At 63.7% G+C, this 25663-nt stretch carries 23 protein-coding genes; 11 read left to right on the top strand and 12 right to left on the bottom strand.

Annotation, left to right across the window (positions count from 1 at the left end; all coding sequences use genetic code 11):
• Positions 1 to 49: 49 nt before the first annotated feature.
• The 8 genes from wspR to KDB76_RS06285 form a co-directional block, all read right to left on the bottom strand.
• Complete coding sequence (wspR, locus tag KDB76_RS06320; protein WP_024086387.1) at positions 50 to 1054, bottom strand: Wsp signal transduction system regulator diguanylate cyclase WspR; 1005 nt, start codon at positions 1052 to 1054, stop codon at positions 50 to 52.
• Positions 1055 to 1105: 51 nt separating this feature from the next.
• Positions 1106 to 2119 (bottom strand): Wsp signal transduction system protein-glutamate methylesterase WspF, encoded by a 1014-nt coding sequence (gene wspF / locus KDB76_RS06315; RefSeq protein WP_013971215.1) that lies wholly within the window; start codon positions 2117 to 2119, stop codon positions 1106 to 1108.
• Positions 2116 to 4413, bottom strand: a complete 2298-nt coding sequence (locus KDB76_RS06310; protein WP_024086386.1) for a hybrid sensor histidine kinase/response regulator — start codon at positions 4411 to 4413, stop codon at positions 2116 to 2118. Before KDB76_RS06310 ends, wspF begins: the two co-directional genes overlap by 4 nt.
• Complete coding sequence (locus KDB76_RS06305) at positions 4410 to 5072, bottom strand: chemotaxis protein CheW (protein WP_013971213.1); 663 nt, start codon at positions 5070 to 5072, stop codon at positions 4410 to 4412. Before KDB76_RS06305 ends, KDB76_RS06310 begins: the two co-directional genes overlap by 4 nt.
• On the bottom strand, positions 5069 to 6343 hold the full coding sequence (locus KDB76_RS06300) for a CheR family methyltransferase (protein ID WP_013971212.1): 1275 nt from the start codon (positions 6341 to 6343) through the stop codon (positions 5069 to 5071). Before KDB76_RS06300 ends, KDB76_RS06305 begins: the two co-directional genes overlap by 4 nt.
• The gene (locus KDB76_RS06295) at positions 6340 to 6846 is read right to left on the bottom strand and encodes a chemotaxis protein CheW (protein WP_013971211.1); all 507 of its coding nucleotides are present in this window, start codon (positions 6844 to 6846) and stop codon (positions 6340 to 6342) included. The genes KDB76_RS06300 and KDB76_RS06295 overlap by 4 nt, the downstream gene beginning before the upstream one ends.
• Before the next feature lie 5 nt (positions 6847 to 6851).
• Entirely contained in the window at positions 6852 to 8474 is a 1623-nt protein-coding gene (locus tag KDB76_RS06290) for a methyl-accepting chemotaxis protein (protein ID WP_013971210.1), read from the bottom strand.
• 256 nt (positions 8475 to 8730) lie between these two features.
• The gene (locus tag KDB76_RS06285; RefSeq protein ID WP_013971209.1) at positions 8731 to 9423 is read right to left on the bottom strand and encodes a tellurite resistance TerB family protein; all 693 of its coding nucleotides are present in this window, start codon (positions 9421 to 9423) and stop codon (positions 8731 to 8733) included.
• 218 nt (positions 9424 to 9641) lie between these two features.
• Between KDB76_RS06285 and ydcS the strand changes: the two genes are divergently transcribed.
• From ydcS to KDB76_RS06250, 7 genes are all read left to right on the top strand, one after another.
• Positions 9642 to 10793: a putative ABC transporter substrate-binding protein YdcS gene (ydcS, locus tag KDB76_RS06280; RefSeq protein ID WP_013971208.1), complete on the top strand. Its 1152-nt coding sequence runs from the start codon at positions 9642 to 9644 to the stop codon at positions 10791 to 10793.
• Positions 10794 to 10943: 150 nt separating this feature from the next.
• Positions 10944 to 11975 (top strand): ABC transporter ATP-binding protein, encoded by a 1032-nt coding sequence (locus tag KDB76_RS06275; protein ID WP_013971207.1) that lies wholly within the window; start codon positions 10944 to 10946, stop codon positions 11973 to 11975.
• 1 nt (position 11976) lies between these two features.
• Positions 11977 to 12888 carry an ABC transporter permease gene (locus KDB76_RS06270; protein ID WP_013971206.1) on the top strand — a complete coding sequence of 304 codons (912 nt, stop codon included), beginning with the start codon at positions 11977 to 11979 and terminating at the stop codon, positions 12886 to 12888.
• Positions 12878 to 13684, top strand: coding sequence for an ABC transporter permease (locus tag KDB76_RS06265; RefSeq protein WP_013971205.1), 807 nt, complete (start codon positions 12878 to 12880; stop codon positions 13682 to 13684). Before KDB76_RS06270 ends, KDB76_RS06265 begins: the two co-directional genes overlap by 11 nt.
• 17 nt (positions 13685 to 13701) lie before the next feature.
• Entirely contained in the window at positions 13702 to 15126 is a 1425-nt protein-coding gene (locus tag KDB76_RS06260; protein ID WP_013971204.1) for a gamma-aminobutyraldehyde dehydrogenase, read from the top strand.
• Positions 15127 to 15255: 129 nt separating this feature from the next.
• Positions 15256 to 15510: a type II toxin-antitoxin system HicA family toxin gene (locus tag KDB76_RS06255; protein WP_013971203.1), complete on the top strand. Its 255-nt coding sequence runs from the start codon at positions 15256 to 15258 to the stop codon at positions 15508 to 15510.
• Positions 15507 to 15839: a type II toxin-antitoxin system HicB family antitoxin gene (locus KDB76_RS06250; protein ID WP_013971202.1), complete on the top strand. Its 333-nt coding sequence runs from the start codon at positions 15507 to 15509 to the stop codon at positions 15837 to 15839. Before KDB76_RS06255 ends, KDB76_RS06250 begins: the two co-directional genes overlap by 4 nt.
• Positions 15840 to 16003: 164 nt before the next feature.
• Here the strand turns inward: KDB76_RS06250 and KDB76_RS06245 are convergent, their stop codons facing one another.
• Positions 16004 to 17110: an NADH:flavin oxidoreductase/NADH oxidase gene (locus tag KDB76_RS06245; RefSeq protein WP_013971201.1), complete on the bottom strand. Its 1107-nt coding sequence runs from the start codon at positions 17108 to 17110 to the stop codon at positions 16004 to 16006.
• 547 nt (positions 17111 to 17657) lie between these two features.
• Between KDB76_RS06245 and KDB76_RS06240 the strand changes: the two genes are divergently transcribed.
• A complete protein-coding gene (locus KDB76_RS06240; RefSeq protein WP_023660495.1) occupies positions 17658 to 17921 on the top strand; it encodes a DUF3077 domain-containing protein in 264 nt (87 codons plus the stop codon).
• Between the two features lie 459 nt (positions 17922 to 18380).
• The gene (locus KDB76_RS06235) at positions 18381 to 19328 is read left to right on the top strand and encodes an IS110 family transposase (protein WP_038408539.1); all 948 of its coding nucleotides are present in this window, start codon (positions 18381 to 18383) and stop codon (positions 19326 to 19328) included.
• Between the two features lie 205 nt (positions 19329 to 19533).
• On the opposite strand, the gene KDB76_RS06230 is transcribed toward KDB76_RS06235, so the two are convergent.
• The 3 genes from KDB76_RS06230 to KDB76_RS06220 form a co-directional block, all read right to left on the bottom strand.
• Positions 19534 to 20487, bottom strand: a complete 954-nt coding sequence (locus KDB76_RS06230; RefSeq protein WP_013973518.1) for an IS110 family transposase — start codon at positions 20485 to 20487, stop codon at positions 19534 to 19536.
• Positions 20488 to 20929: 442 nt separating this feature from the next.
• A complete protein-coding gene (recJ, locus tag KDB76_RS06225; protein ID WP_013971199.1) occupies positions 20930 to 22639 on the bottom strand; it encodes a single-stranded-DNA-specific exonuclease RecJ in 1710 nt (569 codons plus the stop codon).
• An 8-nt stretch (positions 22640 to 22647) separates the two neighbouring features.
• On the bottom strand, positions 22648 to 23190 hold the full coding sequence (locus KDB76_RS06220; RefSeq protein ID WP_013971198.1) for a YaeQ family protein: 543 nt from the start codon (positions 23188 to 23190) through the stop codon (positions 22648 to 22650).
• A gap of 133 nt (positions 23191 to 23323) precedes the next feature.
• Between KDB76_RS06220 and KDB76_RS06215 the strand changes: the two genes are divergently transcribed.
• Together KDB76_RS06215 and KDB76_RS06210 are read left to right on the top strand one after the other, a co-directional pair.
• Entirely contained in the window at positions 23324 to 24523 is a 1200-nt protein-coding gene (locus KDB76_RS06215; protein WP_013971197.1) for a CaiB/BaiF CoA-transferase family protein, read from the top strand.
• Positions 24524 to 24543: 20 nt separating this feature from the next.
• Entirely contained in the window at positions 24544 to 25419 is an 876-nt protein-coding gene (locus KDB76_RS06210) for a TIGR02285 family protein (protein WP_013971196.1), read from the top strand.
• The last annotated feature ends 244 nt before the right edge of the window (positions 25420 to 25663 follow it).

Below are 25663 nucleotides of genomic sequence, written 5' to 3'. Positions count from 1 at the left end.
CGGCAGACCCGCCGGGCGCCGAATGGCCGCAATTACCGTGCAGGCCCTGTCAGGCGATGCCAACCTGGTTGCGCCCGCCATTCTTGGCCTGGTACAGGCCTTTGTCCGCAGCCGAGATCAGTTGCCGGCTATGGCTGCCGATGGACGGAGTCTGGGTGGCAAGGCCAATGCTCACGGTCAGATACGAGTCGGGCACCGGCGCGGTGTGCGGGATGCCCAGGCCGAGCACGGTCTGGCGCAGCTTCTCGGCCACCAGGCGTGCCCCACCCGGCGAGGTGTTGGGCAATACCAGGACGAATTCCTCGCCGCCATAGCGCGCCGGCAGGTCGGTCGGCCGCGAGCACGAGCCGCGGATCGCCTCGGCCACCTGGCGCAAGGCCTCGTCACCGGCCAGGTGGCCAAAGCTGTCGTTGTAGGCCTTGAAGTAATCCACGTCGATCATCAGCAGCGACAACTGCTGCTGCTCACGCATGGCCCGGCGCCATTCCAGTTCCAGGTACTCGTCGAAATGGCGGCGGTTGGACAACCCGGACAGGCCATCGGAGTTCATCAGCCGCTGCAGCATCAGGTTGGTATCGAGCAGTTGCTGCTGGCTGACGCGCAAAGCACGGTAGGCCTCGTCGCGCTGCAACAGGGTAAGGTAGGAACGCGAGTGATAGCGGATGCGCGCCACCAGCTCGATGGTATCCGGCAACTTGACCAGGTAATCGTTGGCCCCGGCAGCAAAGGCTGCGCTCTTGACCAGCGGGTCCTCCTTGGTCGACAGGACGATGATCGGGATATCCTGGGTCGCCGGGTTGTTGCGGTATTCACGCACCAGGGTCAGCCCGTCCAGGCCAGGCATGATCAGGTCCTGGAGGATCACCGTAGGCTTGATTCGCACGGCCTGGGCCACTGCCTGGTGCGGATCGGCGCAGAAGTGGAAGTCGATGTTCTCTTCGTTGGCCAGGCCACGCCGCACCGCCTCGCCGATCATGGCCTGGTCGTCGACCAGCAGCACCATCGCCGAGTTCTCGTTGGGGGTCGTGAAACCTTCGATCGGTAAATCATTCATACCTGTTCACCCGATCACTGCCGGCCTGGCGGCGTGATTCAATACACTTCGTCATTTTGCGAAAAATTCCATCAAGCGCCCGGCTATGCGTTCCAGCGGGCGGATCTCCACTGCGGCATCGATGGCCGCAGCGGCCTTGGGCATCCCGTATACCGCGCTGCTGGCCTGGTCCTGGGCAATGGTCAGGAAACCCTGCTGGCGCATCAGCTTCAGGCCCTGGGCACCATCGCGGCCCATGCCGGTAAGCAACACACCCACCGCATCGCCGGTCCAATAGCGCGCCACACTCTCGAAGAACACATCGATCGAGGGCCGGTAGATTTCATTGACAGGTTCGGCAGTGTAGGCCAGTTGGCCGTTCTGTAGCAGGCGGATGTGGTGATTGGTGCCGGCCAGCAATACCTGCCCCGGCTGTGGTGGCTCGCCCTCACGGGCCAGGCGCACCGGCAAGCCGGCGGCGCTGCTGAGCCATTCTGCCATGCCCGCGGCAAATACCTGGTCCACATGCTGGACCAGCACGATGGCCGCCGGAAACGCCGCCGGCAGGCCCTTGAGCAGTACTTCGAGGGCCGCCGGGCCGCCAGCGGACGAACCGATCGCGACCAGCCCGCGGTGCTGTGACGCCGCCCGCACGGGTGCGGCGACCGGGCGTGCGGCCGGTGCGCGCTGCTGACCAATCAACCAGCTTATGTTGAGGATCTTGCGCAGCAGTGGCGCTGCCGCTTCACGCGGATCGCCCGCCCCCAGCGCCGGCGTGTCGACCACGTCGAGGGCGCCGTGGCCCATGGCCTCGAATACCCGGTGCACGTTCTGCTTGCGATCGACCGTGACGATGACGATGGCGCAAGGGGTTTCGGCCATGATCCGCCTGGTGGCCTCGACGCCATCCATGACCGGCATGATCAGGTCCATGAGGATCAGGTCTGGCTGCTGCTCGGTGCAGCGCTGCACCGCCTCGGCGCCATTACTGGCCACCCACACCACCTGGTGCGCCGGTTCGAGGGCAACCGCCCGGCGCAGCGCCTCGACGGCCATGGGCATGTCGTTGACGATGGCGATCTTCATCCCTGAGCACCTCCGATCAGCTCAACCACAGCATCCAGCAACGCATCGTCATGGAAACTGGCCTTTGCCAAATAGTAGTCGGCGCCGGCATCCAGGCCCCGCCGTCGGTCTTCCTCACGGTCCTTGTAGGACACCACCATCACCGGCAGCGATTGCAGGCGCTGGTCGCGGCGTACCAGGGTGACCAGCTCGATGCCGTCCATGCGTGGCATGTCGATGTCGGTGATCAGCAGGTCGAAGTCCTCGCCACGCAAGGCATTCCAGCCGTCCATGCCATCCACCGCAACGGCCACGTCGTAGCCACGGTTGCCGAGCAGCTTGCGCTGCAGTTCACGCACGGTCAGCGAATCATCGACCACCAGGATGCGCTGGCGCGCCACGCCACGGGTGCCGCTGCTGCCGCGGTCAATGCGTTCCAGGCTGCCAGTGCTGAGCAGCTTCTCCACCGAACGCAGCAGGTCCTCCACATCGACGATCAGCACCACCGAGCCGTCGTCGAGCAGGGCGCCGGAAGAGATGTCCTGCACCTTGCCCAGCCGTGGGTCGAGCGGCATCACCACCAGCACCCGCTCGCCCATCAGTCGCTCCACGGCTACCCCGTACAGCTGCTCGCGCTCGCGGATCACCACCACGCGCAGGTTGCTCTCCTGCGTTTGCCCGGCCGGGCGATTGAGCAGTTGGCTGGCCGCGACCAGGCCTATGTGCCGGCCTTCGTGCCAGAAATGCTGGCGCCCCTCGATCTGCACGATCTCTTCGGCACTTACTTCGAGCGTGCGTTCGATATGAGCGAGCGGGAAGGCATAGGCCTCGCCACCCACCTCGACCACCAGGCTGCGCACAACCGACAAGGTCAGTGGCACCTGCAAATGGAAACGGCAGCCCTGCCCGGCCAGCTGGGTCAGCTCTATCGAACCGCGCAGCTCCCGGATCATGTGCTGCACCGCATCCAGGCCGACACCGCGCCCAGACACCTCGGTGACTTTGTCGCGCAGGCTGAAACCGGGCAGGAACAGGAATGTCAGCAACTCTTCCTCGCTCATGCGCGCCACCGTGTCAGCGGGCGACAGGGCGCGCTCGACAATGCTGCTGCGCAGGCGTTCGAGGTCGATGCCGGCACCGTCGTCAATCAGTTCCAGGCTGAGCATACCGGCCTGGTGCGAGGCCCGCAGGCGGATCACGCCCTCCTCCGCCTTGCCCGCCAGCAGGCGCCGCTCGGGCAGCTCGATGCCGTGGTCGACCGCGTTGCGCAACAGGTGGGTCAACGGTGCCTCGAGCTTTTCCAGCACATCACGGTCGACCTGGGTCTTCTCCCCTTCCACCAGCAGCCGCACCGGCTTGCCCAGCGAACGGCCAAGGTCGCGCACCATGCGGCTCTGGCCGGTCAGCACATCGGCAAACGGCCGCATCCGGCAGGCCAGCGCGGTGTCGTACAGCAATTGTGCGCGCTGGCTGGCCTGCCAGCCGAACTCGTCCAGGTCGGCAGCCTGCTGCTGCAGGATCTGCTGGGTTTCCGCCAGCAGGCGCTGGGTCTGTGCCAGGGCCTCGAGCACCTCGCTGCTCTGGCCACTGTCCTCCAGTTGCATGCGCAGGCCATCAAGCGCTTGCATGCCCTGGCCGTGCATGCGCTTGAGGCGCTGCAGGGTGGCCAGGTAAGGCTTGAGCCGCTGGGTTTCCACCAGCGACTTGCTGGACAGGTCGAGCAGGCTGTTGAGGCGATCGGCGGTGACCCGCAGCACCCGCTCCGTACCTTCGCCGGTGCGCTTGCCGGCCTTGCGACGCAGGGCCAGCTCGGGCTCAGGCTCCAAGGGTTCGACGGGCAGCGGCAACGGTTTGGCTTGCACGGTTTGCGCCGGCGCTTCCGGCAGCGCTGGCACGGCTGGCGGCGCGGGGGGCAAGGCTGCCGCCCCCGGGTCGAGCAGGTTGGCCATTTGCGCAAGGAACACCGGCAGGGTCGCCTGCGCCCCGGCATCGCCAGGCGTGGCGATGCGCATCAACAGGTCGGTGCCCTGCAACAGGGCATCGATATGCTCGGCGCTCAGCCGCAGGCGACCCTCCTGGGCTGCCACCAGGCAGTCCTCCATGACATGGGCGACACTGACGCCAGCGTCCACTCCGACGATCCGCGCCGCGCCCTTCAGCGAGTGGGCCGCGCGCATGCAAGCCTCGAGCTGGTCGGCCTGCGTGGGATTACGCTCCAGCGCCATCAGGCCGGCACTGAGCACCTGGGTCTGCGCCTCGGCCTCCAGGCTGAACAGTTCGAGCAACGATGCGTCGCGCATTTGCTCTGGGGTCATGACAGGCTCCGCTGCACGGCAGACAGTAAATGTTGATCGTCCAGCACCCGCACGCTGCGGCCACGCCATTGCAGGACCGCTGCGGTGAAGTGGGAGGCGTCCTGCCCGCTGTTCAGCAGCAGCGGGTCGAGCCGGTGAATGCCGTCGATTTCCTCGACCGCCATCACCACCGGCCCGCCCTCCGCGGCCAGGATCAGCATGCGTGGCATCGCCCGGCCGCCACGTTGCTCGGCAGCGCTGGCCTGCACACCCAGCAAGTCAGCCAGTGACAGGCACGGCACCAGCGCACCACGTACGTTGGCCACCCCCTGCAGCACCCGCGAGCGCTGGTGCGGCAGCGAATGCACCGCCTGCAGCGGGGCAATTTCGGCCAGGCAGGCGGTGGGCAGCGCCAGCCATTCTTCGCCAAGGCGGAACAGCAGCATGGAGCGGCCGGTGTTTTCCTCCACCGGCGCAGCCACGGCTGCCTGGTGGTCCTGCATAAGTGCGTAGCGGTCGAGCAGGCGTGTGGCCGCTGCGGCATATACCTCGCAGTTGCGACAGTGAACATGACGCTCCAGCAATGGGCACTGCTTGTCGCCGTGCACGCCAATACGGTTCCAGCAGTCATCGACGTGCGTGTCAGCCTCGGCGAGCAATTGCATCGCGGATTCCTTCATCGTTCAGACTCCCGGCCAACCCGCGCGGCGCGCTCCTGCAGGCGCCGGGCACCGGCCAGGTCACCCTGGGCTGCCAGCAAGGCAGCCAGGTGTACCAGCGCCTCGGAGTGCTGCGGTTCCAGGTACAGGGCTTTGCGATAGTGGGTCAGAGCCTGCTGCGCATCGCCTTCGGTGTCGCTGAGCAGCCCCAGCCAGTAGTAAACCTGCGCCGAAGGCGCGAACTGGCCCAGGTAGCGCTGGCATTCGGCACGGGCCTGCTCGCTGGCACCGGCGTTGGCAAGCCGGGCAATGCTGGCCAGCAACTCAGTTGCATCCTCGCGTTTGTGCTCGCGCGCCGGTGCTGGCTTGGCGGCAAAGGGGAGCACCCGCAATGGGCGCGGCAACGCTGCGCTCGGTAACGGAGAGCCTGGCTTGGCAGGTGCTGGCGACGTGCGCCGCAAGGGCTGGACCGGGGGCGTAGCCAGCGCAGCGCTACCGCCCTCCTGGCGCACGTAGGCGAACGACTGGGCAATCCCCAGCGGGCGCATGCCCAACCGCGCCAGCAAGCTGCCTTCGGCGGGGCCGATGAACAGCACGCCTTGTGGATGCAGCAAGCGCTTGAGCACTTCGAACACCCGTTGCTGGGTCGGCACGTCGAAATAGATCAGCAGGTTGCGGCAGAACACGAAGTCGTACAGGCCATCGCGGCTGGCCAGCGCCGGGTCGAGTACGTTGCCCACCTGCAGGCTGACTTGGTCACGCACCCGCTCATGCAGGAGGTGGCCTTCGTCGAGCGCATCGAAGTAACGCTCGCGAAAGCCCAGGTTACTGCCACGGAAGGCATTGCGCCCGTACACGGCCTGCCCGGCCTTGGCCACGGAACTGGGGCTGATGTCCATGCCGTCGATCATGAACGCCCCCGGCGCGATACCGGCATCGAGCAAGGCCATGGCCAGCGAATAGGGCTCCTCGCCGGTCGAGCAAGGCAGGCTGAGCAAGCGCAGCGGGCGCGCCCCGGCCAGCTCGGCCAGGCGCTTGTGCGCCAGGCTGGCCAAGGCGGTGAAGGATTCGGGATAACGGAAGAACCAGGTTTCCGGGACGATGACCGCTTCGATCAGCGCCTGTTGCTCATCCGTCGACTGCTGCAGATGCAGCCAGTAATCATCCAGGTCCGCGGCGTCCACGGCCACGCAACGCTGGCGCAGCGCACGCTCGACCATGGGCGAGCCCACCGACTCCACGTCCAGGCCAATGCGCTCGCGCAAATAGCGGAAAAAATGCTGTTCGTTCATGTCGGCATCCCTGTCGGATCACCCGCATACAGCAACTCGTGCACGGCATCGGGGAGCAGGTCGTTGACTTCGATGCGCTGCAACAAGCCCTGCTCATCCTGACGCACCGGGCCCAGATACGGGGCCTCGCCGCTGTCCACGCCATACGGCTGGAACTCGTCGGGGTGGCAACGCAGGGTTTCGGTGGCCTGCTCCAGTATCAGGCCAAGCTGCAGGCCGACTCGGTAGTGCACCAGAACCAGGCGGGTACTGGTGCGCTGCGCTGCCGGTTGGCCGAAGCTCAATGCCGCCAGGTCGACCACTGGTACCAACAGGCCTCGGTGCGCAAGGATACCTGCGACCCAGGCAGGTGCCTTGGCGATCGGTTTCAACGGCTGGCGCGGCAGCACCTCGATCACCTCGTGCACGCTCAGGGCAAAGCGTTGCTCCCGAATGCGAAACTGCAGGTACAACGCCCCCTTGGCGTTGCCCGTCCGCGCGGCGCGCGGTTGCAAGTCGTTCATCGCGGTCAGACTTTGAAGCGCGATACGCCGCCACGCAGGCCTGCGGCCACCTGGCTCAGCTCATCGATGGCGAAACTGGCCTGGCGCAGCGACTCGACTGTCTGGGTGCTGGCATCGCTGAGCTGGGCCAGCGCCTGGTTGATCTGCTCGGCACCGGTGGCCTGGGCCTGCATGCCTTCGTTGACCATAAGCACGCGCGGCGCCAGAGCCTGCACCTGGTGGATGATCTGGCTGAGCTGTTCGCCCACCTGCTGCACCTCGAACATGCCGCGGCGCACTTCTTCGGAAAACTTGTCCATGCCCATGACCCCGGCCGACACCGCCGACTGGATCTCGCGCACCATCTGCTCGATGTCGTAGGTGGCAACGGCGGTCTGGTCGGCCAGGCGGCGCACTTCGGTGGCCACCACGGCAAAGCCGCGGCCGTACTCGCCGGCCTTTTCCGCTTCGATGGCAGCATTGAGCGACAGCAAGTTGGTCTGGTCGGCAACCTTGACGATGGTCACCACCATCTGGGTGATGTTGCTGGCCTTTTCGTTGAGGATGCCCAGCTTGGCGTTGACCAGGTCGGCGGCGCCCATCACCTGGTGCATGGTTTCTTCCATGCGTGCCAGGCCCTGTTGGCCGGAGCCGGCCAGGCTGGAGGCCTGGTCGGCGGCCGAGGTGACTTCGGTCATGGTACGCACCAGGTCACGCGAGGTGGCGGCGATTTCCCGCGAGGTGGCGCCGATTTCGGTGGTGGTGGCAGCCGTTTCGGTGGCGGTGGCCTGCTGTTGCTTGGAGGTTGCGGCAATTTCGGTCACCGAGGTGGTCACCTGCACCGACGAACGCTGGGCTTGGGCCACCAGGTTGGCCAGGGCCTCGGCCATTTCGTTGAAGCCGCTTTCGATGGCGCCGAACTCGTCCTTGCGGTCCAGGCTCAGGCGCATGCTCAGGTCGCCGGAGCGCAGTTTGTCGAGGGCATGGACAATGCGTTGCATGGGCGCGGTGATGGCGCGCATCAGCAACAGGCCGCAGATACCGGCGGCGATGATCGCCAGCAGCAGCGAAACCATCATGCTGCCCTTGGCGGTGCTCACGGCACCGACAATCTCGTTGGTGTCGGCGTCAGCAGCGGCACGGTTGTGCTCGATCACTTCGTTCAGAAGCTTGCGGCCGTCCACCCAGGCCGGGGTCAGCACATCGGTGATCAACCGCTGGGCTTCGGCATAGTCGTGCTTTCGGTAGGCTTCCAGCACCTGCTCGATGATCTTGAGGTAGGCAACCTCCATCTGGATGAAGGCATCGAACCGCGCCTGGTCGTCATCATCCTGAATGGTGCCCTGGTAGCTGGCCATGTGCTCTTTCAGGCGGTCCTGGAAGCTCTTGAACAGTTCCGCATCGGCCGAGGTGAATTCACGCTGGTTGGACAGGCCTACCAACTGCTGGCTAGCCACGTAACCGTCGACCCAGGCACTGCGGATCATCGAGCTGTAGTAGAGGCCGGGAATGCTGTCGGTCCCCACTGCCTGTTCGGCGGATGCGATGGTCACCAACCGCGAGTAGGCGGCCACGATCATCAGCAGCATGATGGCGATGATCACGGCGAAACTTGCCAGGATCCGTTGGCGCAAGGTCCAGTTCTTCACATTCAGCCCTCAGGAATTCACAACGAGCGGGAAAAATCGCCGAAGTATAGCCCAGGCGCCCAGTGCTCATGCGGCTGAAATGTGGGGTGACCAGGTAACCTTGCCGACAGACCGGTCATTTGTGCCCAACGCCATTGGGGCCGCTGTGCGGCCCATCGCCGGCAAGCCAGGCTCCCACCTCGACCGCATGACCTCAGGTCATGTGTGATCCATGTGGGACCCGGCTTGCCGGCGATGGGCTGCAACGCAGCCCCCATCACTGGCCGGCGGCAAGCCTTGCCTGGCTTTCCAGCTCCTGGCGCAGGGCCGGGTCCAGGCGCAGCTGGCGGGCCAGTTCGTCCAGGTAGGCGCGCTCCATGAAGTTTTCCTGGTCGACCATCATCACGCTGGCCAGGTACATCTCGGCGGCCATTTCCGGCGTTTGCGCGGCACGGGCCACTTCGGCCGGATCCAGCGGCTTGTTCAGCTCGGCATGCAGCCAGTGCTGCAACTCGCGGTCGTTGTCCAGGCGGGTGAATTCACCCTCGATCAGCGCACGCTCGCGTTCGTCGATATGGCCATCGGACTTGGCCGCCGCCACCAGCGCCCGCAGTACCGCCTGGCTGTGCAGCTCGGCCTGGGCCGGCGGCAGGCGGTCGACGGTCTGTGGCTCGGTGGCGGCCACCTGCTGGCGCGCCTGCCAGTTGCCGTAGGCCTTGTAGGCCAGCACACCGAGCGCGGCCAGGCCGCCATAGGTGAGGGCCTTGCCGCCATATTTGCGGGCTTTCTTGTTGCCCAGCAGCAAACCCATGGCACCCGCTGCCAGGGCACCACCACCGGCACCGGAAAGCAGGCTGCCAAGGCCGCCGGCACTGGCGCCTGGCTTGCCAGAGCTGCCCTTGCCGGCCTGGCTGGCGAGCAAGTCCTGGCCGGACTTGAGCAACTGGTCGAGCAATCCCCGGGTGTTCATCAAACGGTCTCCACGTTGGCCAAGGGAACCGTCAGGTTAAGCCCTGCCCGCTCGATCGCCATGGGGGGATTTGCTTCCGGATGTTGCATTGGCTGGCAAAAAGCCAACTAGACTCGATATCGCCAATACCGCGCGTAAACCGCACTACGCCTATAACGCTCGCTTCACGGCTTGCTTGATGACTGCCCCGACCAAAATCTCCAAGAAGAGGGAACACCATGTCAGTGCACAAGACCGCATTGCTCGGCGCAACCGCCTGCGCCGTGCTGGCCAGCGCCAGCCTGCAGGCTGCCGAACCGCCCAAGGCCCTGGGGCCCGGCGAGGGCCGCCTGGACATCGTCGCCTGGCCCGGCTACATCGAGCGCGGTGAAAGCGATAAGGCCTACGACTGGGTGACCGGCTTCGAGAAGGAAACCGGCTGCAAGGTCAGCGTCAAGACCGCCGCCACCTCGGACGAAATGGTCAGCCTGATGACCAAGGGCGGCTACGACCTGGTCACCGCCTCGGGAGATGCCTCGCTGCGGCTGATCGCGGGCAAGCGGGTACAGCCGATCAACACCGACTTGATCCCCAACTGGAAGAACATCGACCCACGGCTGCAGAACGGTGGCTGGTACGTGGTCGACAAGCGGGTCTACGGCACCCCGTACCAATGGGGCCCGAACGTGCTGCTGTACAACACCGACGTGTTCAAGCAGGCGCCCACCACCTGGGGTGTGCTGTTCGAGCCGCAGAACCTGCCCGACGGCAAGCCGAACAAGGGCCGCGTGCAGGCCTACGATGGGCCGATCTACATCGCCGATGCGGCGTTGTACCTGAAGACGGCCAAACCGGAACTGGGCATCCAGGACCCGTACGAGCTGAGCGAAACACAATACAAGGCCGTGCTGGAACTGCTGCGCCAGCAACAACCGCTGATCCACCGCTACTGGCATGACGCCACGGTGCAGATGAGCGACGTGAAGAACGAAGGCGTGGTTGCCTCCAGCTCCTGGGGCTACATGGTCAATGGCCTCAAAGCCGAAAAGCAGCCCGTGGCCTCGACCATTCCCAAGGAAGGCGCGACCGGCTGGGCCGACACCACCATGCTGCACAGCGAGGCCAAGCACCCCAACTGTGCCTACAAATGGATGGACTGGTCGCTGCAGCCGAAAGTACAGGGTGACGTGGCGGCCTGGTTCGGTTCGTTGCCGGCGGTGCCGGCGGCCTGCACCGGCAACGAGCTGCTGGGGGCCGAGGGCTGCAAGACCAACGGTTTCGACAACTTCGACAAGATCGCCTTCTGGAAAACCCCGCAGGCCCAGGGCGGCAAGTTCGTGCCGTATAGCCGCTGGACCCAGGATTACATTGCGATCATGGGCGGGCGCTGAGGTTGCCTGAATGCCTGTGCCGGCCTCTTCGCGGGTGAACCCGCTCCCACAGGTAGAGCACCACCCTTACAGGCGGTGATGAACCTGTAGGAGCGGGTTCACCCGCGAAGAGGCAGGCACAGGAGTAAGCCAGTTGTCCGGAGCACACGCATGCCCCTAGCCGTCCAGTTCACCCACGTTTCCCGCACCTTCGGCGAGGTCAAGGCCGTCGACCAGGTCAGCATCGACATCATCGATGGCGAATTCTTCTCCATGCTCGGCCCCTCTGGCTCGGGCAAGACCACCTGCCTGCGCCTGATCGCCGGCTTCGAGCAACCCACAAGCGGTTCGATCCGCATCCACGGTGTCGAGGCTGCGGGCGTACCGCCCTACCAGCGCGACGTCAACACCGTATTCCAGGACTACGCCCTGTTCCCGCACATGAACGTACTGGACAACATCGCCTACGGCCTGAAGGTAAAAGGCGTTGCCAAGGCCGAACGCCACAGCCGCGCCGAAGAAGCCCTGGCGATGGTGGCCCTGGCCGGCTACGGCGCGCGCAAGCCGGCGCAGTTGTCCGGTGGCCAGCGCCAGCGCGTGGCCCTGGCCCGCGCGCTGGTCAATCGGCCACGAGTACTGCTGCTGGACGAGCCGCTTGGCGCGCTGGACCTGAAGTTGCGCGAACAGATGCAGGGCGAGCTGAAAAAGCTGCAGCGCCAGCTGGGCATCACCTTCATCTTCGTCACCCACGACCAGACCGAGGCGCTGTCGATGTCCGATCGCGTCGCAGTGTTCAACCGCGGCCGTATCGAGCAGGTCGACACCCCGCGCAACCTGTACATGCAGCCGGCCACCACCTTCGTAGCCGAGTTCGTCGGCACCTCCAACGTTGTGCGCGGCGAACTGGCCACCTTGCTCAATGGCAGCCCGGCGCCCTTCTCCATTCGCCCCGAACACATCCGCCTCGGCGACCCGGCCACAGCCGGCCAGCACGTCCAGGTCAGCGGCCAGCTGCGCGATATCCAGTACCAGGGCAGTGCCACCCGCTACGAGCTGCAACTGGACAGCGGCCAGTTGCTGGCGGTGAGCCAGGCCAACGACCGCTGGCAGGCCCAGGCACAGGCCTGGCAACCCGGGCAACGAGTACAGGCGCACTGGCCCCGCGAAGCCATGACGGTGCTGCAGGAAACGGAGGGCCGCTGACATGAGCACGCTGCGCGGCCTGTCCAACCTGCTGTACCGGCGCCCCAACCTGTACCTGGCCCTGCTGCTGATCCCACCGCTGACCTGGTTCGGCGCGATCTACCTGGGCTCGCTGCTGAACCTGCTGTGGCAAGGCTTCTATACCTTCGACGACTTCACCATGGCGGTGACCCCGGACCTGACCCTGGGCAATTTCGCCGCGCTGTTCAACCCGTCGAACTTCGACATCATCCTGCGCACCCTGGGAATGGCGCTGGCGGTGTCGCTGGCCAGCGCGGTGCTGGCCTTCCCCATCGCCTACTACATGGCGCGCTACACCAGCGGCAAGACCAAGGCATTTTTCTACATCGCAGTGATGATGCCGATGTGGGCCAGCTACATCGTCAAGACCTACGCCTGGACCTTGCTGCTGGCCAAGGGCGGCGTGGCCCAGTGGTTCGTCCAGCAGCTGCACCTGGATGCCCTGCTGCAAATGGTGCTGGCGGTCCCGGGCGTGGGCGGCAGCACGCTGTCGACTTCGCACCTGGGGCGCTTCATGGTGTTCGTGTACATCTGGCTGCCGTTCATGATCCTGCCGATCCAGGCCTCGCTGGAACGCTTGCCGCCGTCGCTGCTGCAAGCTTCGGCAGACTTGGGCGCCAGGCCCGGCCAGACCTTCGTGCAGGTGATCCTGCCGCTGTCGATCCCGGGCATTGCCGCCGGTTCGATCTTCACCTTCTCGCTGACCCTGGGCGACTTCATCGTGCCGCAGCTGATCGGCCCGCCCGGCTATTTCATCGGCAGCATGGTCTATGCCCAGCAAGGGGCGATCGGCAACATGCCGATGGCCGCCGCGTTCACCCTGGTGCCGATCGTGCTGATCGCGGTGTACCTGTCCATCGTCAAGCGACTGGGAGCCTTCGATGCACTCTGAAAAAGCCTCGACCGGGCTGCGCCTGGCGGCCTGGGGCGGGTTACTGTTCCTGCACTTCCCGATCCTGATCATCTTCCTGTATGCCTTCAACACCGAAGACGCGGCGTTCAGCTTCCCGCCCAAGGGCTTTACCCTGAAGTGGTTCGCCGTGGCCTTTGCCCGGCCCGATGTGCTGGAAGCGATAAAGCTGTCGCTGCAGGTGGCCTGCCTGGCCACGCTGATCGCCCTGGTGCTCGGCACGCTGGCCTCGGCGGCGCTGTACCGGCGCAGCTTTTTCGGCAAGGAGAGCATTTCGCTGATGCTGATACTGCCTATTGCCCTGCCTGGCATCATTACCGGCATCGCCCTGCTCTCGGCGTTCAAGAGCCTGGGGATCGAGCCCGGCGTGTTCACCATCGTGGTCGGCCACGCCACGTTCTGTGTGGTTATCGTCTACAACAACGTGATCGCCCGCCTGCGGCGCACTTCGCAGAGCCTGATCGAAGCTTCGATGGACCTCGGTGCCGACGGTTGGCAAACCTTCCGCTACATCATCCTGCCCAACCTCGGTTCGGCGCTGCTGGCCGGTGGCATGCTGGCCTTTGCCCTGTCGTTCGACGAAATCATCGTCACCACCTTCACTGCCGGCCACGAACGCACCCTGCCGATCTGGCTGCTCAACCAGCTCAGCCGCCCGCGCGACGTGCCGGTGACCAACGTGGTCGCCATGCTGGTGATGCTGGTGACCATGCTGCCGATACTTGGCGCCTATTACCTGACCCGTGGCGGCGAAAGCGTCGCGGGCAGCGGCAAATGACCCTGGAGGAGTCCCCGATGCAAACGCAGATGCTGATCAATGGCCAGCTGGTCGCTGGCGAAGGCCCGGCCTGGACGGTGCTCAACCCGGCGCTGGGCAGTGCCCTGGCGCAGATCAACGAAGCCAGCGAGGCCCAGGTGGACAGCGCCGTGCGCGCCGCCGACCAGGCCTTCGACAGCTGGTCGCAAACCAGCCCCAAGGAACGCTCGCAAGCCTTGCTGGCACTGGCTGACGCTATCGAAGCCCATGGCGACGAACTGGCCCGACTGGAATCGCAGAACTGCGGCAAGCCGCTGAGCGCCGCGCTGAATGACGAGATCCCGGCAATTGCCGACGTGTTCCGCTACTTCGCCGGTGCGGCGCGCTGCCTGGGCGGCTCGGCAGCTGGCGAGTACCTGCCGGGCCATACTTCGATGATCCGCCGCGACCCGCTGGGCGTGGTGGCCTCGATCGCGCCGTGGAACTACCCGTTGATGATGCTGGCGTGGAAGATCGCCCCGGCCCTGGCCGCCGGCAACACGGTGGTGATCAAGCCCTCCGAGCTGACCCCGCTGACCGCCCTGCGCCTCGGCGACCTGGCCCGGGACCTGCTGCCACCGGGGGTGCTGAACATCCTCTTCGGCCGTGGCCAGACGGTCGGCAACCCGCTGGTCAACCACCCCAAGGTGCGCATGGTGTCGCTGACCGGCTCGATCCCCACCGGCGCGCACATCATCAGCGCCACCGCCGACAGCGTGAAACGCATGCACATGGAACTGGGCGGCAAGGCCCCGGTGCTGGTGTTCGACGATGCCGACATCGATGCCGCCATCGACGGCATCCGTACCTTCGGCTTCTACAACGCCGGCCAGGACTGCACCGCCGCCTGTCGGCTGTACGTGCAGGATGGCATCTACGAGCGTTTCGTCGAACGCCTGGGGGCCGCGGTGGCCAGCCTCAAACCGGGCCTGCAGGAAGCCGAGGACACCGAACTGGGGCCACTGATCAGTGCCCAACACCGTGACAAGGTCGCAGGGCTGGTGCAACGGGCCATTGCCCAGCCACACATTCGCCTGGTGACCGGTGGCAAGGCGATTGATGGCGACGGTTTCTTCTTCGAGCCGACAGTGCTGGCCGACGCCCTGCAGGACGACGAAATCGTGCGTAACGAAGTGTTCGGCCCGGTAGTGTCGGTGACCCGCTTCAACGACGAAGCGCAGGCGCTGGAATGGGCCAACGACTCCAACTACGGCCTGGCCTCATCGGTATGGACCCGCGACACCGGCCGCGCCCACCGCCTGGCGGCGCGCCTGCAGTATGGCTGCACCTGGGTGAACACCCACTTCATGCTGGTCAGCGAAATGCCCCATGGCGGGCAGAAGCATTCGGGGTATGGCAAGGACATGTCGATGTATGGGCTGGAGGACTACACCTGTGTGCGGCATGTGATGATCAAGCATTGAGCGGTCGTGTTGATCGAGGGGCTTTTGCATCCCCTCGATCAACATCTCAGACATTTCCTTCAAGCACGATCCCCTCCATCCTACTACGCATCCATTGAGCCCCTCTCATTGGTATCATAATCTGATACCATGAATAACCATCAGCAAGCCACACTTGAAGCAGTACTGAAAAAGCCGGTTCCCAGGACGCTGGAATGGGTGCGACTGGAGTCAATGTTGGTATCACTGGGTGCCCGGATCATCGAAGGAAGAGGGTCACGGGTTCGCTTTGAACTCAATGGCGCAGTAGCAACCTTCCATCGCCCTCATCCGGACAGGCACGCCAAGCCCTATCAACTAAGAGACGCCCGCCAGTTCCTCGAGCAGGCAGGAGTAATACCATGAATGTCATGACCTACCGCGGCTACGCCGCTCGTATCGAATACAGCGACGAAGACCAGTTACTGATCGGCCATGTCGCAGGTATTCGCGATGTGATCGGTTTCCATGGCGAATCGATCAGTGAGCTGCGCCAAGCATTCGAAGACGCCGTGGACGATTATCTTGAGACTTGCCAACGCCTGGGCCGTGAGCCACAGAAAACCTACTCCGGCAAGCTCAGCCTGCGCCTGGAGCCTACCCTTCATGCCAGTGTGGCGGCCAAGGCCGAGTTGGCCGAGAAAAGTATCAACCAGTGGGTAAGCGATATTCTCAGCAAGGCTGCCTATAGCTGAATTGAGATGCCGACGCGGTCGTTGTAGAAGCGACCTTGTGTCGCGAAAGGGCCGCAAAGCGGCCCCGGCAATATCAGCGGCGGAGCTGGAAACCTGGGGCCGCTTCGCAGCCCTTTCGCGACACAAGGCCGCTCCTATAACGACCGTGTAATGCTTGGGTCAGGTCAATCCCGCAGGTCCGACTCGTGAATCGGGTTGGCCCGGCTGGTGGCGCGCTGGTACTGCGCAGGCCAGGTAGCTTTGTTGCCGCCCAGGTCGTCGTCGGCGTGCAGCGGCCAGTACGGGTCGCGCAGCAGTTCGCGGGCGAGGAAGATGATGTCGGCCTGGCCAGTGCGCAGAATGTGCTCGGCCTGGGCCGGTTCGGTGATCATGCCCACGGTGCCGGTGGCGATTTCCGATTCCTTGCGCACACGCTCGGCGAAGCGCGTCTGGTAGCCCGGGCCGGTGGGGATTTCGGCGTTGACCGAGGTGCCGCCGGAGGACACATCGATCAGGTCGACGCCCAAACCACGCAGGCGGCGGGCCAGTTCGACGGTTTCATCCGGGTTCCAGCCGTCCTCGACCCAGTCGGTCGCCGACACCCGCACGAACAGCGGTAACTCGGCAGGCCAGACTTTGCGCACGGCCTCGACCACCTGCAGGGTCAGGCGGATGCGGTTTTCGAAGCAACTGCCGTATTCGTCGCGACGCTGGTTGCTCAGCGGCGACAGGAACTGGTGCAACAGGTAGCCGTGGGCGGCGTGGATTTCGACCACCTTGAAACCGGCCTTCAGGGCGCGCTCGGTAGAGGCGACAAAGGCGGAGATCACAGCCTGAATCTCATTGTGGTTCAACTCGTGCGGCGTCGTGTGTTGCGGGTCGAAGGCGATTTTCGACGGGCCCACCGGTTGCCAGCCGCCCTCCTCGAGCTTGACGCTGCCTTGCTTGCCCAGCCATGGGCGATAGGTGCTGGCCTTGCGCCCGGCGTGAGCCAGCTGGATGCCGGGCACGCTCCCCTGGGCGGTGATGAAACGGGTGATGCGTTGCAGCGGGGCGATCTGAGCGTCGTCCCACAGGCCGAGGTCTTCGGCGGTGATGCGGCCATCGGCGGTCACCGCCACGGCTTCAGTGATTACCAGGCCAGCGCCGCCCACGGCGCGGCTGCCTAAATGGACAAGGTGCCAATCGTTGGCCAGGCCATCGACGGCGGAATACTGGCACATCGGCGAAACGGCGATGCGGTTGGGCAGGGTCAGCTGACGCAGGGTGTAAGGCTCGAGCAGCAGGCTCATGAGGGCACCTCCCAAGGACTCCAATGGTGATCCGGCCCGGACACTCAATTGCACGTCCCTGGCCCAGGTCCGGTCATAACTTCAGACTAGACCAGAATGGTTGGGGGGGAGGTTCCATGGGATTTCGCGTGGGGTGCGGGGGTTTGGATCGAGGGTGATGTCGCCTATGAGATCGCTCTCAAGGCAGGTACCTGGCAGCCCTGAGCTCCGCTACAGGCAAGCACTCTGACAGGCATTTCAGATATCCCCTACGAGTTGGATCTGGTGATACCTGGCCTGAGGAAATACCCTACATGTTCTGTCGACAGGCGTCTGATTGTTCCTGGAAACACTGCCACTTAGGCTTTCTGAGTCGCTGAAATCCAGCGATGCGGGTGTGGAAACTCGGTCAACCTTCAAGTTCCTGTCGTAATGGCAGCTGTGTGCGGGAGGCCGTTTGGCCTACCGGGTTCCTTGAAGGCCGGTTTTCCACCCTGCATACAGTTGCCGCCCTTCGTGTGGAAACGGCGGTGGCAACTCCTTTAACCTTCAAGGAATTGCTAGAAAAATGATTACAGAAGACACCCAGTTCACCGTCGGCAAGACCACTTTCTTTCAGGGTGAAAACCAGACTCACCCATTATTTCGCATCGAAGCGGGCATTCCGTGCCGAGACGCCCGTGATCAGGCTTCGGAATTGATGGGCTATGTGCGGGAGTTGACCATCGTCGGGCTAATGGATGAGAAACCCATGATGATCTGGGCTGCGCACTATCTCAGTGCGATGGCCAAGGCACTGATGGATGATGCCGAGTTAGGTATGGCGCGCTGAGTTTGATGTGATCATCGATCGCACATGGAGCACATTAGCCAGCCCGCCGCAGAGCCTTGTGGGAGCGGGTTTACCCGCGAAGAATGCGACTTGGTGCATGGCACCGGCTTCGCCAGTGTTCGCGGGTAAACCCGCTCCCACAGGTACAGCGCAAGCCTTGAGCCCGGTGCAGGCCCTGTGGGAGCGGGCATGCCCGCGAAGCAGCGACGCGGTGGATGGCACCGGCTGCGCCGGTGATCGCCGGCAAGCCAGCTTGTATGGTTAGACTTGAAGGGAGGAGGAGGGACAAAGCCAGCTTCTGACTGTTAGCGCAGTACAGACCGTGGGAGATCTCGCCCCTCCTCCCTTTTCACCCAAGCGCCGATAAAGAATGCTTCCGGGCTCAGACCGACGAAAGACACAAGCCAGCGCCTCTGGGTGACCCTTCAAGTGCTTCAACACTATCGAGGAGAGTTGCTCATGGCAATGGTGGTTGCTGATTCAAAGCGGCTGATTGGCGTGGATGTGGCCAAAGCGGAACTGGTCATCTGGGACGATGAATCAGCAGAGCTCATAGCAATCCCCAATACCAAAGCAGCTATTAAGAAATGGCTCAAAGGCCTCTCGGGTGCGATGTCCGTGGCCATCGAGGCGACCAACATTTATCACGTTCTGTTTACGGATCTGGCCTTTGAGTTTGGGCATACGATCTACGTGGTAGATGGTTACGCCCTGAGCCATTACCGCAAAGGCGTCAACGTACGCGCTAAGACAGATGCAATTGATGCCCAGCTGTTGGCCCGCTATCTGAAGAACGAAGGACAGGACCTTACGCCTTGGGCGCCGCCACCGGCTATCTATCGACAACTTCTGAGCCTGTTTCGGCGACGTGCGGGACTGGTCCAGGCACGAACCAGCCTGTCTCAGGGATGGGCTAATGAACCGCTACTTAGAGCCGCCTTCAAGACACATCTGCGTGCGATGCAGCGGCTTGAGCTGCTGGTGGAGAAGATGATCAAGGGTCTGCTGGAAAAGGCCGGACTGATGCCTCAGGTAAAGCGCTGCATGAAGGTCGAGGGGATTGGTTTTCTAACGGCTGCACGCCTGACTGCGACGTTTCAGCGTGGCAACTTCAGCGGGGGTGATGCGTTTATCGCCTTTTTGGGTATGGATCTGAGGATTGCGCAGTCGGGGCAGAAAAAAGGGCAATCCAAGCTCACGAAGCGAGGAGACCCCGAAGCTCGACGCCTCCTTCACAACGCAGCCATGTCGGCATGCCGCACGGCAGTATGGAAATCGTACTACGAAGAGCGCCTGGCACGTGGTTTTAGCACGACAGCATCGCTTGTCATGCTCGCACGCAAATTGGCGCGAGTAGTATTTGCCCTACTGAAAAGCGGAGATGAGTATCGGTCAAAAGCCGCTTAAAAAACTTCCCTAAAACCATAGAATCTCCCACAGGTACAGCGCAAGTCTCAAGCCCGCCGCAGGCCCTGTGGGAGCGGGTTTACCCGCGAAGCAGGCGACGCGGTGGATGGCACCGGCTTCGCCGGTGTTCGCGGGTAAACCCGCTCCCACAGGTACAGCGCAAGCCTCGAGCCCGGTGAAGGCCCTGTGGGAGATTCTATGGTTTTCAGCAAGCCAGTTTCGCGCCTTTAGTGACGTATTCGTCCTGATTTTTCATCAGGGCGAATGCCACCCGCGCGAGCTTTCTTGCCAGGATTACCAACGCTTGGGTTGTTGCTTTACCACTGCTCCGATGCTGTTCGTAAAGCCCTTTCCAGGCTGCCGATCTGCTGGCCGCCATCGCAGCGTTGTGCAATAAGCGACGAATTTCTGAACAACCTCGCTTGGTGAGGCGACGTCGCCCATTCTTCTGTCCGGAATCACTGACTCGTAAATCCATTCCTAGGAATGCAATGTACGAGTCACTGCTTTTGAACTCGCCCCTTGTAAAAGCCATCACCAATGCTGCGGCGGTGAGAAAACCAATGCCCTCTACTGCCTGGCAGCGAGCGACTTGTTCCTGTAGCCCAGCGTCTCGCAGTACTTCTTTAATCTTCTTTTGAATCAACTGATCCAGCCGATCTATCGACTTCACAAAAGTTTCGAAGGCGGCTTTCAAAAGGCTTTCGTTAGCCCAGCTCTGAGTCATTGCAGTACGAGCAGTCACCAAGGCGGCTCTGCGTCGCAAGAGGCTCTGAAGCTTGCCGTAGACAGCGGGAGGCGGGCTCCAAGGGCGAAGGTCCTCGCCTTCATTTTTTAAAAAACGGGACAACAACCGAGCATCGGAGGGGTCGGTTTTAACCCGTCCCCCAACACTTTTCCGGTAGTTGCTCAATTGAAAACCATCGATGACATAGACCTCGAAGCCTAGGCTGTGGGCCAATTCAACCAGGTCCAAGTGGTAGACATTGGTCGCCTCAACAGCGATAGCGGTGTTGAGGGTTTGTTGCTTGAGCCACCTTCTGATCTCGAGTTTGGAGTTTTTCAGCCTGATGATCTCGTCGCGATCATCGTGGTGGATAACCAGCTCAGCCTTCGCGACATCCGCACCCACGATCAACTTACCTACCTGCATTGCCATGGGCGGCTCCTCACGTTATGGTTTTTCGGCTTGAAGGGGTTTCACCAAGAGGCGCTGGCTTGCTTCTATCGTCGCTTGCAAACGATGCATTCTTTATCGGCGCTTTGGTGGAAGGGGTGGGGCGATGTCTCCCACGGTCTGTACTGCTGTGAACAGTCAGAATCGGGCATTTAGTCCCACCACCCCTTCAAGTCTAACCATACAAGCGGGCATGCCCGCGAAGCAGCGACGCGGTGGATGGCACCGTCTTCGCCGGTGATCGCCGGCAAGCCAGCTCCCTCAGGTACAGCGCAAGTTTCAAGCCCGCCGCAGGCCCTGTGGGAGCGGGTTTACCCGCGAAGCAGGCGACGCAGTGGATGGCACCGGGTTCGCCGGTGTTCGCGGGTGAACCCGCTCCCACAACGGGCCAGCGCCAGGCCGTCAGCAGCGGCGGTATCTACCCTCAACGGGGCTCCATGTGGGCAATCATCAACTGCACACTTTCATTACCACGAAACTCGTTCACATCCAGCTTGTACGCCAGCTCGACCCAACGCACCGTCGGGTTCGGCCACACTTCGCGGTCAATGCCAAAGGCAATGCCGTCCAACCGCACCGAGCCGCACTCGCTCTTGAGCACCACCTTCAGGTGCCGCTCGCCCACCACGCGTTGCTCCACCAGCTGGAACACGCCATGGAACAGCGGCTCGGGGAAGTGCTGCCCCCAGGGCCCGGCATGGCGCAGGGCCTTGGCCAGGTCGAGGTGGAACTCCTCCACCGCCAGGCTGCCGTCGGACAACAGCCGACCGGTCAGGTCCTCTTCGCGCAGCTGGCGTCGTACTTCTTCATCGAACGCCTCGGCAAATGCCGGGAAATTGGCCTCGGGCAACGACAACCCCGCCGCCATCGCGTGGCCGCCGAATTTGCTGATCAGGTGCGGGTGGCGCGCCGCCACCGCATCCAGCGCATCGCGAATATGGAACCCCGGCACCGAACGCGCCGACCCTTTGAGCATGCCCTCGCCAGCGTCGGCAAAAGCGATGGTCGGCCGGTGGTAACGCTCCTTCAGGCGCGAAGCCAGAATACCGATTACCCCCTGGTGCCAGTCGGCATCGAACAGGCACAGGCCATATGGCATCGACTCGACAGGCAGGTCCTTGAGCTGGGCCAGGGCCTCGCGCTGCATGCCCTGTTCGATGGACTTGCGGTCCTGGTTCAGGTCGTCCAGCTGCTGGGCCATGTCCTGGGCCAGGGCCGCGTCTTCACACAGCAGGCATTCGATGCCCAGGCTCATGTCGTCCAGGCGCCCGGCAGCATTCAGCCGCGGGCCAAGGATGAAGCCGAGGTCAGTCGAGGTGATGCGCCGATGATCGCGACGGGCCACTTCAAGAATGGCCTTCAGCCCCGGTCGGGCGCGGCCGGCACGAATGCGTTCGAGGCCCTGGTGCACCAGGATGCGGTTGTTGGCATCCAATGGCACCACGTCCGCGACGCTGCCCAGGGCCACCAGGTCGAGCAATTCGCCGATGTTCGGCTGCGGCTGCGTTTCATAGCGGCCCAGGCTGCGCAGACGCGCACGCAGGGCCATCAGCACGTAGAAGATCACCCCTACCCCAGCCAGCGCCTTGCTCGGGAAACTACAGCCCGGCTGGTTGGGGTTGATGATGGCGTCGGCGTCGGGCAACTCCGCGCCCGGCAGGTGGTGGTCGGTGACCAGCACCTTGAGCCCGGCGGCTTTGGCGGCTGCCACACCGTCGACGCTGGAAATCCCATTGTCCACGGTGATCAGCAGCTGCGGCTGGCGTTGCAGCGCCACCTCGACGATCTCCGGGGTCAGGCCGTAGCCGTACTCGAAGCGGTTGGGCACAAGGTAGTCGACGTGGGCCGCGCCCAGCAGGCGCAGGCCCAGCACGCCGACAGTACTGGCAGTGGCGCCGTCGGCATCGAAGTCGCCGACGATGAGGATGCGCTGGCGCTGGTCGATAGCCTCGACCAGCAGATCCACGCCGGCCTCGATGCCCTTGAGCTGCTGGTACGGCAGCAGGCGCGCGAGGCTTTTGTCCAGCTCGGCCTCGCTCTGCACGCCGCGCGCGGCGTACAGGCGGGTCAGCAAGGGTGGCAGGTTACCCAGGAATGGCAGGGTGGGCGGCAGCGGGCGAGGTTCGATACGCATGAGGGGCTTCAGCCACGCTCACCAAGCAGCCACTCCAGCTGCACTTCGTGCTGGCCACGGTCGTCGGTGACGAACAACGTGCCTTCACTGATCATCACGTCCCACTTGATGGTGCGGGGCATGTCGGTGGCGAGGGTTTCCAGCACCTCCTGCGGCACGGCGGCGATGCTCAGGTTCTTCAGCCCCTTGACCGCGTCTACCACCTTGTTCTGCCATACGCGCAGGCTGCCGTAGGCCAGCAGGCTGGTACGCTCGGTGCGGCGCGAGCACCAGGTCAGTCGGTCGGCGTCCGGCTGGCCTACCTCGATCCAGTGCAGGATGCGATCGTCCAGGCTCTTTTCCCACAGCGCCGCCTCGTCCACGTCGGACAGGCCACGGCCGAACGACAGGTTTTCGTTGTACCAGAGGGCGTAGGCCAGCAAGCGTACGGCCATGCGCTCTTCGGTTTCCGAAGGGTGGCGGGCAATGGTCTGACGGACGTTTTCGTACACGCCGCGGTCGAGGTCGGTCAGGTTCAGTTCGAATTTGTAGGTGGTGGACGGCTGGGCCATGGTCGACGGGCTTCTTGCGCAGAGAAAAAGTGACACAGTCTAACCGATACTGCCCTTCGTTGCCCCGCAGCAGTATCTGCCGCTTCGGACCTATGATAAAACCACGCATCTGCCCAGCTGCCACGGATGCCCCATGACTACGCCCAGCAAACCCCTCGCCGGTCTCAAGGTTGTCGAACTCGGCACCCTCATCGCTGGCCCGTTCGCCTCGCGTATCTGTGCCGAATTCGGCGCCGAGGTGATCAAGGTCGAATCGCCCGATGGCGGCGACCCGTTGCGCAAATGGCGCAAGCTGTACGAGGGCACCTCGCTGTGGTGGTTCGTGCAGGCCCGCAACAAGCAGTCGCTCACCCTCAACCTCAAGCACCCAGAGGGGCGCGAGATTCTAAAACGCCTGCTGGCCGACGCCGACATCCTGATCGAGAACTTCCGCCCAGGCGTGCTGGAAAAACTCGGCCTGGGCTGGGACGTGCTGCACGCGCTCAACCCGCGCCTGGTAATGGTGCGCCTGTCGGGCTTCGGCCAGACCGGGCCGATGAAGGACCAGCCGGGCTTCGGCGCCGTGGGCGAGTCGATGGGCGGCCTGCGCTACATCACCGGCTTCGACGACCGCCCACCGGTGCGCACGGGCATTTCCATCGGTGACTCGATTGCTGCCCTGTGGGGTGTGATCGGTGCACTGATGGCGCTGCGACACCGGGAAGTCAACGGCGGCCAGGGCCAGGTGGTGGACGTGGCCCTGTACGAAGCGATATTCGCCATGATGGAAAGCATGGTCCCGGAGTTCGATGTGTTCGGCTTTATCCGCGAACGTACCGGCAACATCATGCCAGGCATCACGCCCTCCTCCATTCACACCAGCGCCGACGGCAAGCATGTGCAGATCGGCGCCAACGGCGATGCGATCTTCAAGCGCTTCATGCAAGCCATTGGCCGCACCGACCTGGCCGACGACCCGACCTTGGCCACCAACGATGGCCGGGACCTGCGCCGTGACGAGCTGTACGGGGTAATCGACCGCTGGGCCAACAGCCTGCCGCTGGAGCAACTGATACAGGTGCTGAACACCGCCGAAGTGCCGGCCAGCCGCATCTATTCGGCCGAGGACATGTTCAACGACCCGCAGTACCTGGCACGCGAAATGTTCCTGCAGGCCAAGCTGCCGGACGGCAAGCCATTCCGCATGCCGGGCATCGTGCCCAAGCTGTCGGACACCCCCGGCTCCACCGAGTGGGTAGGCCCGGCGCTGGGCGAACACACCGAGGCACTGCTCGGCAACCTGGGCTACGACGCGGCGGCCATCGCCAGCCTGCGCGAAGCAGGCACGGTCTGACCCTGGCGCGGCCCTGGTCCATGCGCGCAGCCCGTTGCCTACGCCACCTGGCCCTGCTGTGCGGGCTGCTGCCCGCATTGCTGTTGCAGCCTGCCAGCGCCAAGGAGCGCCTCTTCTGGCTGGTGCGCGACCTGCCGCCGTTCACCATTCTGGAAGGGCCGGAAAAAGGCCAAGGGGTGATCGACCAGTTGCTGCCCCTGCTGATCAGGCAGATGCCCGAGTACGACCACAGCATCCTGCGGGTCAACCGCGCCCGCGGCATCCAGATGCTGCAGGACCCGAAAAGTTTCACCTGCGACCCGACCCTGCTGTGGACGCCGGAACGCGCCGAATATGTGAGGTTTTCCGTGCCTTCCCTGGGCGTGCTCAGTGGCGGCCTGGTGCTGCGCAAGGAAAGCGAGGCGCTGGTGGCGCCTTACCTCGACGGCCAGGAGGTAGACCTGCTCAACCTGCTGAGCAAGACCCCACTGAAGCTGGGTGTTGTCGCCGAGCGCAGCTATGGCACACAGATCGACGCCATCCTGCGCCAGTTGCCCGACACCGCGTTCAGCCGCCACTACGGCAACGACGCCACCGCCAACCTGCTGCAGATGCAACAGCTCGGGCGCCTGCGCATGGTGCTCGGCTACTGGCCCGAGGTGCGCTACCTGGTCGACCTGCAAGGCGGGGCACTGGCTGACTACCAGTTTCACCCTGTGAAAGGGGTAAACCGCTACCAGTTTCTGCATGTGGGCTGTTCAAACAGCGAGCTGGGGCATGAAGCCATTGCGCACATCGACCAGCTGCTGCCTGCCCTGCGTCGGGATGTGTTGCCGGAGTTGTATGCACGCTGGCTGGACCCGGCGTTGCAGGAAGACTATCTGGAAGAGAGCAAGCGCTTCTTCGAAGACCGCTGATTGCCTGCACCGGCCCTATCGCCGGCAAGCCAGCTCCCACCTCGACCGCATCAACCTCAAGCCATGTGCAGTAACTGTGGGAGATGGATTGCAGGCGATAGGGCCGGTGCAGGCAACTCAAAAAGAAACCCCGGACGCTGGGGAAACACGCCCGGGGCCAAGCGAAAGCCCTTGGGGGCTTCCCGTGCAGCCTTGCCAGCGCCGGAGCAAAGCACTGGCCCGGCTGCCCCTACAGTGTCTGATA

The sequence above is a fragment of the Pseudomonas sp. JS425 genome (genome assembly GCF_018223845.1).
In the GTDB taxonomy this organism is placed as follows: Bacteria; Pseudomonadota; Gammaproteobacteria; order Pseudomonadales; family Pseudomonadaceae; genus Aquipseudomonas; species Aquipseudomonas asiatica.
Note: the sequence above shows the minus strand (reverse complement) of the source record. Positions and strands in the feature narration are given on the sequence as shown.